The 15,015-nt window shown below is 66.0% G+C and carries 14 protein-coding genes; 4 read left to right on the top strand and 10 right to left on the bottom strand.

The genetic code is table 11. The annotated features are described in order from the left end of the window. Positions 1-30: 30 nt before the first annotated feature. The 8 genes from EDC22_RS05545 to EDC22_RS05510 all read right to left on the bottom strand — a co-directional run bounded on the left by EDC22_RS05545 (position 31) and on the right by EDC22_RS05510 (position 8,445). Positions 31-1,767, bottom strand: a complete 1,737-nt coding sequence (locus EDC22_RS05545; protein ID WP_132805645.1) for an ABC transporter substrate-binding protein — start codon at positions 1,765-1,767, stop codon at positions 31-33. Positions 1,768-1,826: 59 nt separating this feature from the next. After that, the gene (locus EDC22_RS05540; RefSeq protein ID WP_132805644.1) at positions 1,827-2,108 is read right to left on the bottom strand and encodes a DUF2160 domain-containing protein; all 282 of its coding nucleotides are present in this window, start codon (positions 2,106-2,108) and stop codon (positions 1,827-1,829) included. Positions 2,109-2,119: 11 nt separating this feature from the next. After that, positions 2,120-2,872, bottom strand: a complete 753-nt coding sequence (locus EDC22_RS05535; protein ID WP_425385517.1) for a carbohydrate ABC transporter permease — start codon at positions 2,870-2,872, stop codon at positions 2,120-2,122. Between the two features lie 107 nt (positions 2,873-2,979). Then, the gene (locus EDC22_RS05530; RefSeq protein ID WP_132805642.1) at positions 2,980-3,846 is read right to left on the bottom strand and encodes a carbohydrate ABC transporter permease; all 867 of its coding nucleotides are present in this window, start codon (positions 3,844-3,846) and stop codon (positions 2,980-2,982) included. After that, positions 3,843-4,931 carry an ABC transporter ATP-binding protein gene (locus EDC22_RS05525; protein ID WP_132805641.1) on the bottom strand — a complete coding sequence of 363 codons (1,089 nt, stop codon included), beginning with the start codon at positions 4,929-4,931 and terminating at the stop codon, positions 3,843-3,845. The genes EDC22_RS05530 and EDC22_RS05525 overlap by 4 nt, the downstream gene beginning before the upstream one ends. Positions 4,932-4,938: 7 nt before the next feature. Then, the gene (locus EDC22_RS05520; RefSeq protein ID WP_132805640.1) at positions 4,939-6,027 is read right to left on the bottom strand and encodes an ABC transporter ATP-binding protein; all 1,089 of its coding nucleotides are present in this window, start codon (positions 6,025-6,027) and stop codon (positions 4,939-4,941) included. A gap of 10 nt (positions 6,028-6,037) precedes the next feature. Beyond that, positions 6,038-7,576: a glycerol-3-phosphate dehydrogenase gene (gene glpD / locus EDC22_RS05515; protein WP_132805639.1), complete on the bottom strand. Its 1,539-nt coding sequence runs from the start codon at positions 7,574-7,576 to the stop codon at positions 6,038-6,040. Between the two features lie 92 nt (positions 7,577-7,668). Continuing rightward, complete coding sequence (locus EDC22_RS05510) at positions 7,669-8,445, bottom strand: DeoR/GlpR family DNA-binding transcription regulator (RefSeq protein ID WP_132805638.1); 777 nt, start codon at positions 8,443-8,445, stop codon at positions 7,669-7,671. Positions 8,446-8,663: 218 nt separating this feature from the next. On the opposite strand from EDC22_RS05510, the gene EDC22_RS05505 reads away from it, so the two are divergent. Then, on the top strand, positions 8,664-10,961 hold the full coding sequence (locus EDC22_RS05505) for a xanthine dehydrogenase family protein molybdopterin-binding subunit (protein WP_132805637.1): 2,298 nt from the start codon (positions 8,664-8,666) through the stop codon (positions 10,959-10,961). Positions 10,962-11,027: 66 nt separating this feature from the next. On the opposite strand, the gene ppa is transcribed toward EDC22_RS05505, so the two are convergent. After that, positions 11,028-11,561 carry an inorganic diphosphatase gene (gene ppa, locus EDC22_RS05500; protein WP_132805636.1) on the bottom strand — a complete coding sequence of 178 codons (534 nt, stop codon included), beginning with the start codon at positions 11,559-11,561 and terminating at the stop codon, positions 11,028-11,030. Between the two features lie 407 nt (positions 11,562-11,968). Then, positions 11,969-12,478 carry a GNAT family N-acetyltransferase gene (locus tag EDC22_RS05495; RefSeq protein WP_132805635.1) on the bottom strand — a complete coding sequence of 170 codons (510 nt, stop codon included), beginning with the start codon at positions 12,476-12,478 and terminating at the stop codon, positions 11,969-11,971. A gap of 177 nt (positions 12,479-12,655) precedes the next feature. On the opposite strand from EDC22_RS05495, the gene EDC22_RS05490 reads away from it, so the two are divergent. Genes EDC22_RS05490 through EDC22_RS05480 form a run of 3 tightly spaced genes read left to right on the top strand, consistent with a single transcriptional unit; the run spans position 12,656 to position 15,015 of the window. Continuing rightward, positions 12,656-13,594, top strand: a complete 939-nt coding sequence (locus EDC22_RS05490) for a hypothetical protein (protein WP_132805634.1) — start codon at positions 12,656-12,658, stop codon at positions 13,592-13,594. A gap of 37 nt (positions 13,595-13,631) precedes the next feature. Continuing rightward, a complete protein-coding gene (locus EDC22_RS05485; protein ID WP_132805633.1) occupies positions 13,632-14,408 on the top strand; it encodes a hypothetical protein in 777 nt (258 codons plus the stop codon). A 22-nt stretch (positions 14,409-14,430) separates the two neighbouring features. Then, positions 14,431-15,015 (top strand): hypothetical protein, encoded by a 585-nt coding sequence (locus tag EDC22_RS05480; protein ID WP_132805632.1) that lies wholly within the window; start codon positions 14,431-14,433, stop codon positions 15,013-15,015.

Below are 15,015 nucleotides of genomic sequence, written 5' to 3'. Positions count from 1 at the left end.
GGACGCCGCCCCCGCTGCGCCGAGCGGCCGCTACTGGTTGGTCCAGCGCCGGATCAGATCCTCGTAGGCGACCGTCTGGCCCGGTTCCTTCTCGTTCTCGAGCTTGGCAGCCGGGCCGTCCGGCTTGCCGAGCCATTCGGACGGATCGACGACCGGGTTGAGCCGCGGGCCGCAGCCGCCATAGGTGTTGGCCTGCTCGTCGGCGGCCTGCATGCGGGCCATGATGTCATCCATCTCGGCGGCGAGGCGATCCATAGCCTGCTGCGGCGTGAACGCGCCCGAATTGACGTCGCCGATCTGCTGCCACCACAGCTGCGCGAGCTTCGGATAGTCGGGGACGTTGATGCCGGTCGGGGTCCATGCCACGCGGTCAGGCGAGCGGTAGAACTCGACCAGGCCACCGAGCTTCGGCGCGCGCTCGGTGAACGACTCATGGTTGATCGTCGAATCGCGGATGATGGTCAGGCCGACATGGCTCTTCTTGGTATCGACCGTCTTCGAGACGACGAACTGGGCATAGAGCCAGGCCGCCTTGCGCCGGTCGACCGGGGTGGACTTGAACAGCGTCCACGAACCGGCGTCCTGGTAGCCGAGCTTCATGCCCTCCTTCCAGTACGGTCCGTGCGGCGACGGCGCCATCCGCCACAACGGATTGCCCTCGTCATCGACAGTGTTGTTGCCCTCGCTCTTCGGCTTCACCATGTCGGCGGTGAAGGCCGTGTACCAGAAGATCTGCTGGGCGACATTGCCCTGGCTCAGCGCCGGCAGCGACTGGTAGAAGTCGAGGTCGGCAGCGCCGGGAGGCGCGTACTTGCGCAGCCATTCGTCCCACTTGGCGATGGCATAGACCGACGCTGGCGCATTGGTGCCGCCGCCGCGCGAGACCGAGGCGCCGGACGGGTTGCATGAACCTTCCTCCATGCGGATGCCCCACTCGTCGATCGGCCGCCCATTCGGCAGGCCCGGCGAGGTGGACCCGGCCATCGACAGCCAGGCGTCGGTCATGCGCCAGCCGAGGTCGGGCGCGCGCTTGCCGTAGTCCATGTGGCCGTAGATGCGGACACCGTCGATCTCCTTCACGTCGTTGGTGAAGAAGTCGGCGATGTCCTCGTAGGCCGACCAATTGACCGGGACGCCGAGCTCATATCCGTACTTGGCCTTGAACGCCTCCTTGATCTCCGGCCGGTCGAACCAGTCCTTGCGGAACCAGTACAGGTTGGCGAATTGCTGATCTGGCAACTGCCAGATCTTGCCGTCCGGGCCGGTGGTGAACGAGATCCCGATGAAATCCTCGATATCGAGCATCGGGTTGGTCACGTCCTTGCCCTCGCCCTCCATCCAGTCGGTGAGGTTGACGGCGCTCTGCAGGCGCGAATGCGTGCCGATCAGGTCGGAGTCGTTGATGTAGGCGTCGTACAGATTGCGGTTGGTCTGCATCTGCGTCTGCACCGCCTGCACCACCTCGCCCTCGCCGAGCAACTGGTGGTTCACCTTGATCCCGGTGATCTCCTCGAAGGCCTTGGCCAGCACCTGCGACTCGTAGGTATGAGTCGGGATCGTCTCCGACAGGACGTTGATCTCCATGCCGCGGAACGGCTCGGCGGCCTTGATGAACCATTCCATCTCCTTGAGCTGCTCCTCGCGGGACAGCACGGAGGGCTGGAATTCGCTGTCGATCCAGCGTTCGGCGGCGGCCATGTCGGCCAGCGCCGCGCCCGGAGCCATCAGTGCGAGCGCCCCGACGGTGCACAGCAACAATCTTCGCATCAAGAGTCCTCCCTTGGTTCCTTGCGCCGGCTGCCCGCCGGCATTGCTTCCCAACGGCCTCAAACCCAGCGGAACACCGCGACGGCGTAGAGCAGGGACAGGCCGAGAGCCCACCACAGGTCCGGGCCGACCAGCCCGAGCCATGCGAGATTGATGAAGGCGGCGCCGAGCAGCGAGATGAACAGCCGGTCGCCGCGTGTCGTGTCGATACCGAGAATGCCGCGCCGCGGCGCCCCGCCCGGCGACACCAGCTCCCAGATCGTCATGGCGCAGAGCAACAGCGCGATCGCCGCGAAGAAGGTTGCGGTCTGCCAGGTCCAGGCCATCCAGGTGAGGCCCATCCGTCCCTCCTTCAGACCCGCCCCAGGGCGAAGCCCTTGGCGATGTAGTTGCGCACGAAATAGATGACGATCGCCCCCGGGATGATGGTCAGCGCGCCGGCCGCCGCGAGCAGGCCGAGTTCGTAGCCGGATGCGCTGGCGGTCCGTGTCATCACCGCGGCGATCGGCTTGGCGGCGACCGATGTCAGCGTCTTGGCCAGCAGCAGCTCGACCCAGGAGAACATGAAGCAGAAGAACGCCGCGACGCCGATACCCGAGGCGATCAGCGGCATGAAGATCTTCACGAAGAACTTCGGAAACGAGTAGCCGTCGATATAGGCGGTCTCATCGATCTCCTTCGGAACCCCCGACATGAAGCCTTCGAGGATCCACACCGCCAGCGGGATGTTGAACAGGCAGTGCGCCAGCGCCACGGCGATATGGGTGTCGAACAGACCGATTGCCGAGTAGAGCTGGAAGAAGGGCAGCGCGAACACCGCCGGCGGCGCCATGCGGTTGGTCAGCAGCCAGAAGAACAGGTGCTTGTCGCCGAGGAAGCGGTAGCGCGAGAACGCATAGGCGGCGGGCAACGCCACCGTGACCGAGATCACGGTGTTCATGGTCACGTAGATTATCGAGTTGACGTAGCCCATGTACCAGGTGGGATTTGTCAGGATCTCCCGATAGTTCGCGAAGGTGAAGGTCTGCGGCCACAGTGTGAAGGCGCCGAGGATCTCGTTGGTGTTCTTGAACGACATGTTCAGGAGCCAGTAGATCGGCACCATCAGGAAGATGATGTAGATGGTCGGCACCAGCCAGGCGAGACGGATGCGACCGCGCGGCCGCGCCGCTGCGAGCGGAACCGTTCCAGAGAGCGTCTCCGGGGCAGCCGTCATGACCGATCCTCGTTGCGCATCATCACCGTGTAGAAGATCCAGCTCAGCAGCAGCACGATCAGGAAGTAGATGATCGACATCGCCGCCGCCGGGCCGAGGTCGAACTGGCCGAGCGCGATCTTGACGAGATCGATCGACAACAGCGTCGTCGAATTGCCCGGCCCGCCGCCGGTCAGGACCGACGGCTCGGTATAGATCATGAAGGAATCCATGAACCTGAGCAGCACCGCGATGGTCAGCACGCGGCGCATCTTGGGTAGCTGGATGTAGCGGAACACCGCCCAGCGCGAGGCCCCGTCGATACGGGCGGCCTGGTAGTAGGCGTCCGGGATCGCGATCAGGCCGGCATAGGCCAGCAGCACCACCAGCGACGTCCAGTGCCAGACGTCCATCAGGATCAGCGTGAACCACGCATCACCCGGCTGACGGGTGAAATTGTAGTTGAAGCCCAGCCCGTTCAGCATGCGGCCAAGCAGGCCGATGTCCGGCAAGGCGAAGATGTTCCAGATCGCGCCGACCACGTTCCACGGAATGAGCAGCGGCAGCGCCATCAGCACCAGGCAGACCGAGACCCAGGGGCCCTTGCGCGGCATGGCGAGCGCGATCGCCACGCCGAGCGGGATCTCGATCGCCAGGATCGTGAAGGTGAAGATCAGCTGGCGGCCGAGCGCGGCATGGAACCGGTCGGAATGCACGACCTGCTCGAACCACTTGACGCCCTCAAAGAAGAAGACGTTGTTGCCGAACGTCTCCTGCACGGAATAGTTCACCACGGTCATCAGCGGGATGACCGCATTGAACGCGACCAGCGCCACGACCGGCACGACCAGGAACCAGGCCCTGTTGTCGTGAATCTTGTTCATGACGCTGGCCTCCCGCTGACACGGTGTCCGTCGACGAACACGCCGATCCTGTCCTCCTGGAACCGCACCCGGGCGTCGGCGGCAGGTATCTCCGTGTCCTCCGAGGCGACGAGCTTCAGCGGCAGGCCGTCCAGGGTGATCTGGACGATCTTGAGCCGACCGATGTCATCGACGCGCGTCACGCCGACCGGGATCCCGTCGCCGTCGCGCGACAGCCGCACGAATTCGGGCCGGATGCCGATTTCGACCCGGTGCCCCTTGCCCAGCGCCGGATAGGCTTCGGCAAGGCGGATCTGATGCGCACCGACCCGTGCGGTCGTTCCCGCGACCTCGGCTGGCAGCACGTTCATCCCCGGCGAGCCGATGAAATAGCCGACGAAGGTATGGTTCGGCCGGTCGAACAGCTCGTCCGGCGTGCCGACCTGGACCACCTCGCCCTCGTACATGACGACCACCGTGTCGGCGAAGGTCAGCGCCTCGGTCTGGTCGTGCGTCACGTAGATCATGGTGAAGTCGAACTCGCGGTGCAGTCGCTTGAGCTGCGAGCGCAACTGCCATTTCAGGTGCGGATCGATGACCGTCAGCGGTTCGTCGAACAGGATCGCGTTGACATCGGGACGCACCAGGCCGCGGCCGAGCGAGATCTTCTGCTTGGCGTCCGCCGTCAGGCCGCGGGCACGCCGCTGCAGCGTCTCCGCAAGGCCGAGCATTTCGGCAATCTCGGCGACGCGCCGGTCGATGACCGGTTGCGGCACGCCGCGGTTGCGCAACGGAAAGGCGAGGTTCTCGCGGACGGTCATGGTGTCGTAGATGACCGGGAACTGGAACACCTGGGCGATGTTGCGCGCTTCGGTCGGCAGTTGGGTCACGTCGGTGCCGTCGAACAGCACGCGTCCCTGCGAGGGCGTGATCAGCCCGGAGATGATGTTGAGCAGTGTGGTCTTGCCGCAGCCGGACGGACCGAGCAGCGCATAGGCGCCACCGTTCTCCCAGACATGGGTCAGCGGCTTCAGTGCATAGTGTTCCGGCGCAGTCGGCCGGTTGCCGTAAGCGTGGGCGACAGTGTCGAGGGTAATCCTGGCCATCGCGACCTCACGCTGCCTGGCGGATGGCGGCAGCCGCCGCCAGGCTGCCGTCGGGGGCGAACACGAAGATGCGGTGCGGATCGAGGAACAGTTCCACCGGCTGGCCGATGTCGAGTTCGTGCACGCCGTGGGCAAGCGCCACCCATCGCGACGATCCGAAATCGACGTGGACGAAGCTTTCCGAGCCGGTGATCTCGGTGATCGCCACGATTGCGGTCAGCGCCACGGCGTCCTGCGCCGGACGGTTCAGATAGAGATGATTGGTGCGGAAGCCGATCGTGTAGTCACCGTCCGGCAGCCCCGCCGCCTCGCCGAGGGCAGGCAGCGTGAGACCGTCGACGGAGCGGAACCACGCGCCCGACTTGTGCACCGGCGCCGTGTTCATCGGCGGATCGGAAAAGCGCTGCGCCGAGACGAGGCTGACCGGGCGACGGTAGACCTCGATGGTTGGCCCGAACTGCACCACGCGCCCCTGATCGAGGGTCGCCGTGTTGCCGCCGAGCAGCAGGGCCTCGGACGGTTCGGTGGTGGCATAGACGAGGATCGCGCCGGTCTCGGCGAACAGCCGCGGCAGCTCCTCGCGCAGCTCCTCGCGGAGCTTGTAGTCGAGATTGGCCAAGGGCTCGTCGAGCAACAGCAGATCGGCATGCTTGACGATTGCCCGTGCCAGCGCGGTGCGTTGCTGCTGGCCGCCCGAAAGCTCCAGCGGCTTGCGGTCGAGCAGGGCGTCGAGCTTGAGGAGATGCGCGGCTTCCCGTACCCGTCGGTCGAGCTCGGTTGCGGGAACCTTCGCCACGCGCAGCGGCGAGGCGATGTTCTCGTACACACTGAGGGTCGGGTAGTTGATGAACTGCTGGTAGACCATCGCCACCGAACGCTTGCGCACCGACATGCCGGTAACGTCGACGCCGTCGACCAGCACCCGGCCCTGCGTCGGCACATCGAGACCGGCCATCAGCCGCATCAGCGAGGTCTTGCCGGACAGCGTCGGACCAAGCAGCACGTTGAGGCTGCCCCGCTCGAATGTCAGGCTCACGTCGCAGATATGGGTCTCCTCGCCGACGCGCTTGCTGACCCTGTCGAGCACGAGCGTCATCGCGGCGCCCTCACGCTGCCGTCGCCGCCGCGCGCGGCACGTTGGCGCCCATGAACGCCTCGAGTTCGGCGACGCCCTCCGCATCGATCCTGAGCGCCAGCTTGGAGCGGCGCCACAGCACGTCCTCGGCGGTCATCGCCCATTCGCGCGCGATGAGGTAGCGGACCTCGCGCTCGGTGAGGCCCGCGCCGAAATCCCGGCCCCAGTCGGCCGGCTCGCGCACCCCCTCGACAATCGAGGCCGCCCGCGTCCCGTAGGCGCGCACCAGCCGCCGCGCCTGTTCGCCGCTGCAGCTCGGGCAGCGTCGCCGCAGGGCCGCCACCTCGGCCTCGAAGCCATCGACGGGGAAGTCACCGCCGGGCAGCGTCGCATCGTGGGTCCAGCTTCCGCCCATCTTCGGGAACCAGCCACCGAGCTTTGCCAGTGCGGCCTCGGCGAGCCGTCGGTAGGTGGTGATCTTGCCGCCGTAGACGGTGAGCAGGGGCGGCCTCGCCCGATCCGCCCCGTCGAGCTTCAGCACATAGTCGCGCGTCGCCGCCTGCGCCGCGCTGGCGCCGTCGTCATAGAGCGGCCGCACGCCGGCAAACGAGGCGATGACGTCGCTCTCCCTGACCGGGTCGCGGAAATACTCGCTGGCGGCGGCGCACAGATAGCGGGTTTCCTCGGGCGTGATCCGCGCGGCGCCCGGATCGCCTGCATAGTCGAGATCGGTGGTGCCGATCAGCGTGAAGTCGTTTTCGTAGGGAATGGCGAAGACGATTCGCCCGTCGGCGTTCTGGAAGATGTAGGCGCGGTCGTGGTCGAACAGCCGGCGCGTGATGATATGGCTGCCCTTGACCAGTCGCACCCTGGCATCCGGTCGTGCGGCGAGCCGCTGCTGGCCGACGATCGCGACCCAGGGGCCGCTGGCGTTGACGAGGGCGCGCGCGCGGATGCGGTCGGTGGTCCCCGTCAGGTGATCCTGCAGGTCGATCAGCCATGTCTGCCCGTCGCGCGCCGCCCGCATCACCTCGCAGCGGGTCCGGATGACGGCACCGCGTTCGGCCGCGTCGACCGCGTTCAGGACGACCAGCCGGGAATCCTCAACCCAGCAGTCGGAATACTCGAATCCGCGCCGGAAGTGCGGCTTGAGCGGCTGGCCGGCGGGGCTGGCGGCCAGGTCGAGCGTGCGCGCCGGCGGCAGGATCCGCCGTCCGCCGAGATGATCATAGAGGAACAGGCCGAGGCGGATCAGCCAGGCGGGTCGCAGACCCGCGTGATGCGGCAGCACGAATCGCAGCGGCCAGATGATGTGCGGCGCGGCCTGCAGCAGCACCTCGCGCTCCACCAGCGATTCCCGCACCAGGCGGAACTCGAAGTATTCGAGATAGCGCAGGCCGCCATGAATCAGCTTGGTCGAGGCCGACGAGGTGGCACCGGCCAGGTCGCCCTTCTCGGCGAGGAATACCGACAGGCCGCGGCCGGCAGCATCGCGGGCGATGCCGCAGCCATTGATCCCTCCGCCGATGACGGCGATGTCGTAGGGCGTATCCGCCACCGCACTCCCCATGGACCGCAGCGCATGTTGCGCTGCAGCAGAAATTCTTCGTTTTTGACCTTCAAGCGAATGATAAACGAAAGAATTCGCGCTTCAAGCGAAACTTACGTGGTGGCGGCCGGATCGCCGGTTTCGATCAGCCTCACATTCGCTTCGGCGCATATCCGTCGGATCGCGGCGGGCCGGCAGACATCGGTGACGAAGGTCTGCACCTGGGACAGGTGCCCGATGCGCACCGGAGCGGAACGCTCGAACTTGGTCGCGTCGGAGACGAGGATGACGTGCCGGGCATTGGAGATGATCGCCTGGGCAACCCGCACCTCGCGGTAGTCGAAGTCGAGCAGTGCTCCGTCCGCGTCGATCGCCGAGACGCCGATCACCGCGAAATCCACCTTGAACTGGCGGATGAAGTCCACCGCCGCCTCACCGACAATGCCCCCGTCGGCGTGCCGCACGACCCCGCCGGCGATCACCACCTCGATCTGGCTGTAGCCGCGCATCAGGCTGGCGACATTGAGGTTGTTGGTGATGACCATCAGGCCGTCGTGCTGCAACATGGCGCGGGCAACCGCCTCGGTGGTGGTGCCGATATTGATGAACAGCGAGGCCGAATCCGGGATCAGGGCAGCCGTGGCCTGGCCGATCGCCGCCTTCGCTTCCATCGCCATCATTCGCCTGGCGTCGTAGCCGACGTTCTGGACACCCGACGACAGGATCGCGCCGCCGTGCACCCGCGTCAGCAGGCGTTTGTCGCACAGGTCGTTGAGGTCCTTGCGGATGGTTTGCGGAGTGACCTCGAAACGTGCCGCGAGGTCCTCGACGGTGACGCGTCCGACCTGGCGGGCAAGCTCGAGGATGCTCTTCTGCCGGGGGATCAGCATGGGTCTGTTGTTGTCCATTGTCGGCGCTGTGCGCCGGTTCAGATTGTGCCGAAGGTCAATGGAAAACAAGATGCGTGCTTGCGGGTTTCGGTTTGGCAGATTGCGAAACTGGAGCGAAGCCTCCCAGCGGCAGGACGCCGTCCGGGTCGGCCATGTTGAAAACCGCCGGCCCGAACGCTAGCTTCTTTCCATCCCTCTCCCGACACGGGCCACACCCCATGAAATTCGGCATCGGCGCGCCAATCCGGCGCAAGGAAGATCCCGCCTTTGTGTCCGGCCGTGGCCGGTACCTGGCGGACCATACGCCTGCTGACACGCTCTGGGCGGTCTTCGTGCGCAGTCCCGTCGCCCATGCCCGTTTCACGATCGGCGGCCTCGACGCCGTGCGTGCCATGCCGGGCGTCGAGCTCGTCCTGAGCGCCGATGACGTCGCGGATCTCGGACCCTTGCCCTGCGTCGGCATGGTGGCCAACGCCGATGGCACCACCTCGCCGGTGCCGCGCTACCCGGTTCTCGCCGAGGACGTCGTCCGGCATGTCGGCGAGCCCGTGGCGATGGTCGTCGCCACGAGCATCGCCGCTGCCCGCGACGCTGCCGAGGCGCTCGACATCGACTGGGACGAGCGTCCGGCCGTGACCGACGCCGCCGCCGCGCTGGCCGACGGCGCCCCGCAGATCTGGCCCGAGGCACCGGGCAACGTCGCCTTCGACTCGATGGTGGGTGATCCCGAGGCGGTCGAGACGGCTTTCGCCAAGGCCGACAGGATCGTGACGCTCGATCTCGTCAACAACCGGCTGGTCACCAACTATCTGGAGACGCGCGGCGCCATCGGCCGGTTCGATCCCACGAGCCGGCGCTACCATCTGATTTGCGGCTCGCAGGGTCCGAGCGTCATCCAGCGGCTGCTGGCACAGGCAGTCTTCAACCGGCCGCGGGAGGATTTTCACGTCGTAACGCCCGACACGGGCGGCGGCTTCGGCACGAAGATCTTCATCTACCGCGAGTATCCGCTGGTGCTGGTTGCCGCCGAAAGGACCGGCCGGCCGGTGACCTGGATCGCCGACCGCACCGAGCACTTCCTGGCCGATTACCACGGGCGCGACAATGTCAGCCATGCCGAACTCGCGCTCGACGGAAAGGGTCGCTTCCTCGCCCTGAAGGTCGACACCATCGCCAACATGGGGGCCTATCTCGGTCAGGTCGGTCCGTTCGTGCCGGTCAACGGCGCGGCGATGATTCCCGGCGTCTACAGGATCCCGGCCGCCTGCGCGCGGGTGCGCGGGGCCTACACCAACACCGTCCCGGTCGATGCCTATCGCGGCGCCGGACGGCCCGAGGCGGCCTATCTGATCGAGCGTCTGGTGGACAAGGCGGCGCTCGAGACCGGCTTGCGGCCGGACGTCATCCGGCGCCGCAACTTCATCACGCCCTCGCAGATGCCGTGGACCACGCCGACCGACCGCACCTACGACACCGGCGAGTTCGACGGCCACATGCGCCGCGCCATGGAGGTGGCCGACTGGGCCGGCTTCAAGTCGCGCCTGCGCGACAGCCGCAGGCGCGGCATGGTGCGCGGCATCGGCCTTGCAACCTATATCGAGGCGTGCTCCGGCGGCGGGCCCGAAGCCGCGACGCTGTCTCTCGACGCCGACGGCGGCATCACCGTCCTGTCCGGCACCCAATCGACCGGCCAGGGCCACGTGACGGCCTACGCGCAGATCGTCGCCGAGCGGCTCGGCATCGACCCTGCGCGCGTGCGTGTCATCCAGGGCGACACCGACCTCATCCCGCACGGTTCCTTCACCGGCGGCTCCCGGTCGATCCCCGTTGGCGGCGCCGCCGTTTCGCAGGCCGCGATCAAGCTCGGCGAGCGGCTGAAGGCGATTGCCGCGGACATGCTGGAAGCGGCGAGCGAGGACCTCGAATTCGGCGACGGAGGGATCCGCATCGCCGGCACCGACCGGCAGGTCAGCTTCGCCGAGATCGCCGCCAAGGCCGCCGAATCGGGCGAAACGCTCAGCGAGCGTGACTCCTGGAAGCCGCCGGAGGCGACCTACCCCAACGGCACCCACGTGGTCGAGGTGGAGATCGACCCGGCGACCGGCCGTATCCGCTTTCCCCGCTATACGGTCGTCGACGACTTCGGCGCGGTGGTCAATCCGCTGCTGCTGGCCGGCCAGGTGCACGGCGGCATTGCCCAGGGGCTCGGCCAGGCGGTACTGGAGCGCACCGTCTATGACGCTTCGGGCCAGCTCCTGACCGCCAGTCTGCAGGACTATGCGCTGCCGCGCGCCGACGACCTGCCGGAGTTCGCCTTCGAAACCCGCAACGTTCCCTGTGCGACCAACATCCTCGGCCTGAAGGGCGCGGGCGAGGCCGGCGCCATCGGCGCGACCCCGGCCGTGGTCAACGCGATCGTCGACGCGCTCCACCGCGCGGTCGGGATCACCCATGTCGACATGCCGATCACGCCGGAGAAGCTGTGGCGCCTGCTGAACGGCAGGGAGGCGGCCTGACAACCGCCCCGCCCCCGGACGGTGCGGCAGCGCCGCGCCGTCGGTCAGGACGATCCGCGAGGGGAATCAGGCGCCGGATCGCGCCCGTTCGATCGCCTCGAGGATCATGCGGCGCGCCTCGTCCGGGCCGCCCCAGCGCACCACCCTGACCCATTTTCCGGCCTCGAGATCCTTGTAGTGCTCGAAGAAGTGCTGGATCTGCTCGATGGTGATCGCGGGAAGATCCTCGTAGGTCCTGATCCGCTCGTAGCGCCGCGTCAGCCGCGTCGAGGGCACGGCAACCAGCTTCTCGTCGCCGCCCTTCTCGTCCTCCATGACCAGGACGCCGATCGGTCGGCAGTTCATGTAGGCGCCGGGGACGATCGGCCGCTGGTTGGCGACCACCACGTCGATCGGATCGCCGTCCTCCGACAGCGTGTGCGGCACGAAGCCGTAGTTTCCCGGATAGCGCATCGGCGTATAGAGGAACCGGTCCACGAACATCGTGCCGGCGGCCTTGTCCATCTCGTACTTGATCGGCTCGCCGCCGACCGGAACCTCGACGATGACGTTGATGTCCTCGGGCGGGTTCTCCCCGACCGGGATCGCGTCGATCCGCATGGCTTCACTCCTTCTGAACGCGCCGCAGGCACCTAGCCTGTGCCGGGGGTCAAGGCAATCCGTCCTTGGACGCGGGCTGCACGAATCGGGGGCCCCGGAAACCGGAACCTGGAGGCATGCTGGGGCCGTTGCTGACTTGCCTTTGCCCGTGGTGGCGCGGGCGGACTCTGCCATTGTCGCCCATCTCGATGGCTGGCGATCCACGACGCCGCCGGGCGCGTCCGGCTGGCGGCCGACATGATGGCGCGGGGCTCGGCCTGCGCGCCGACACCGCAGTTCGTGGAAAGCCGCGGCCGCGGTCCCGGCGTTCACCTCGCTGCACGCCGGCCAGACGCCCGGCCGGACGCCAAGGGCAACGGACGCGACAACGCCGCCGTGAACGCGAGGCCTCTCTCGCCAGCGCGCGCCTACCGCCAGGCGAAGGCGATCTTGCGCAGACGGACGTCGCCGAACGGCTCCACCGCGCGCGCGACCTCCATGCCGCCGAGCCGGGTGTAGAAGGCTCTGGCCTGGGCGTTCTCCTCCAGCGCCCAGACCACCAGCCCCTGCAGGCCGTTCACGGACAGCACCCGCCGTGCCTCCCGGAACAGCCTGCGTCCGAGCCCCACCCCCTGATAGCTCGGACCGAGATAGAGTTCATAGATCTCGCCGCCATAGGGCAGCCGCCGCACCCGATTCGGGCCGAGCGTGGCATAGCCTGCAACCTTGCCGTCGAACTGGAGCACGAGCGTGCCGGCGCCGCGCCGCGAGGCCACCCGGTGCCAGTAGTCCGGCCCCCGGCGCGCCATCATACGCTCCAGCATCACCGCCGGAATGATGCCGCGATAGGCGGTCGTCCACGCTTCGTCGTGAACCTCCGACAGACCCAGCGCATCTGCCGGGCGTGCCGGCCGGACATCGATGACGACGGTGCTCATGGCGGGAATCGTAACGCCGGTCTCGGCCCCCGGCAACAGCCCATGAGACATGGCAGATCCGGTCTGCCGGAATGTGACAGGCCGTTGCTGCGGAGACGCGGGCGGGTCACATCTGCCGTTGCGATATGCACGTATAGCGTGTATCATGGACAAATACAACGTTCGTGAGATTCCGCCATGGCCGGCACCCCTGAAGGTCAGAAGCCGACTGGCTTCTCGAACGGGTCCAGCGATGAACCTGCGCGTGCGGAAGACAGGCTGAACTCGATCATGTCCAGGCTGGATGCGCTCGAGCAGCCCCTTTACAGGCGGCGCAATGTGCTCGGCGGCATCATCGCCGTACTGCTGTTCTGTGCCGGCTATACGGTGGCCAATATCCTTGATAACGGCCATCTTGCCGCGGCAGTCCACTCCGCGCTCGGCACAGACCTCGCTCTCGAAAAGATTCTCAAGGATTCCGGCCAGACCCGGTTCGGGGATGCCGTCGACAGCCGCATTCAGCGGACCGTCGACTCATCCCGGGGCCGATCGCGGCTGGTGTTCGCCAGCGCGGGTCATTTTCACGGCCGTGGGCAGTCTGTGGTGGATGCGGACTGCATGCGGCGCGGCATTGCCATGGCCTCAAGCAGCAGGCAAAGCGCTTCGCAATCCAATGATACGGGATACGAAAGATACATAAGCGAAATAGATGAGATCGAGGAAGCTTGTGCAGAGCCCGTTGACGCAGAGCCGGAAAGCATAACGATACCATTGCTGGTAAAGTGCGGCGATAAGATCACCGTCCGGATTTTCGGATATACGCCGACCCAATATGCGCATGCAAATCATGGGAATGAAGATGTGATCGCACGGGACATGAAAGGCGATGAACTGAAGAAGTACATTTCCTTATACTTCTCTGAGATCGATGTATCGCGACATGTTGAAGGTGCCAGGGAAACGAATGGCATCTGGATCGAAAAGGAATACAGCAACGGTTCATGCAAGCAAGAAACGGACAAACTCATTATCGAGGATATCGCGATCTCGGCCAGCCAGCTGTGGCGCGACCGGAAGGGGCCGGAGATTGCCGTCCGGGTCTTCGTCCTCGTGAACTGGGACTCGAACCCGAATTAGGGAGAGCGCCATGCGCGGTTGCAGGACGTGCATCATCATGCTGGCCTTGATCGGCTGGTCTGTCGGTACGGCCGGTGCGGAGCCGCCACCAGGGTTCATTACGTTCAAGGTCGATACCTTCTCCGCCAAGCTTGACGAGATCGACGTGACCCTGCCGCACGAACTGGCGATGAAGATCCAGCTCAAGGAAGGAGCTGCCGAGATCGACCTTTGGGGAGAGGCCGATCTGAGCGATCTGCAGCTCAAGACGCCGGGGATGCTTCAGGGCGACAAGAAGAACGAGGAGTGCGGCGACAGGCTGGACGTCTTCGATGTGTCGCTGGTCCCGGCCGGGAACTCGGCCAGGTTGTGCGGACAGATCCGCTACGAACGATGGTACTGCACCTATGCGAAGGTCCCCGAGTTCAAGGGGATCAAGGTGACCTTCAAGGAGCGCCAGACATCCAAGAACAAGGTTCTGTCGCAGAGCGGCAGGATCTGTACGGAACTTTGGCCGGTCGTTGAGGCCGACGGTCGTTCCGTTCGTCTCGACGGCGACGTTCAGAAGGTCGACCTCTCGGGGGCGCTCGGCATCATCTCCGATGCGCTGGGGCTCGAAGGCCTGTTCAAGGATCAGATCCGCGGAAGCCTGCGGACGGCCCTGGCGCAGGTCCAGGCGAGCATCCCGGACGAGTTCTCTCGCTACCAGCCGGTGCTGAAATCCATGCGCTTCGTCGAGCGGTCAGAGGGGCGACTCGGCGTGGTCGCCGAAGCCGCAGTCACCGTCGATCAGAATGACCTGGAAGAGCTCCAGCGATTGCTGAGTCCGCGATGACCATGGCCGGCGGGGGTGACCTTTGAGAAGATCGAACCTCGCGATCGTCTGGAGCGTCACCGGCGCGGCGGCAGTCGCCTATGCCTTGAATACGTGGATCGTCACCCAGGGTGGCAAGGGTCCTTTCGGCTTCACGCTGATCGACGATCGGCCGGGCGTGGCTTCGATCTTTGGTATCGCCTTGGTCGCACCGCTCCTCACCTTGGTCTGCCTGACCGGGATCCGCTACCTGGCCAGCATTCGGGCGGCGCACTGGACCGACCGGATTCCCACGATCTGGCTGAAGGAGGAGACGACCGTCAGTACCGAGATGGTCGCCTTCAAGCTGTTCCTGCTGATCGCCTTCGTCTTCATCCCGATGGCCGGGCTCGTGCATTTCCTGAACAAGCTGCGCACGGGCTGGGTCCACATCGATCCGGAATTCGGCGGCGGCCGCCTGCGCGTCTGGGAATTCGCGCCGCTGCACCATGACGGCTACCGGTTCGGATATTCGTGGGACGAGGGCGTGACCTACTTCCCGGGGTGGGAAACCACCTTGCTCGTCACCCTGGCCTTGGTGGCGATCGCGACGGCCGTGTACTACATCTGGCGCGTCGCCACGGGATGA

Source organism: Tepidamorphus gemmatus (genome assembly GCF_004346195.1).
In the GTDB taxonomy this organism is placed as follows: domain Bacteria; phylum Pseudomonadota; class Alphaproteobacteria; order Rhizobiales; family Tepidamorphaceae; genus Tepidamorphus; species Tepidamorphus gemmatus.
This window is presented reverse-complemented; position numbering and strand designations above follow the sequence as displayed.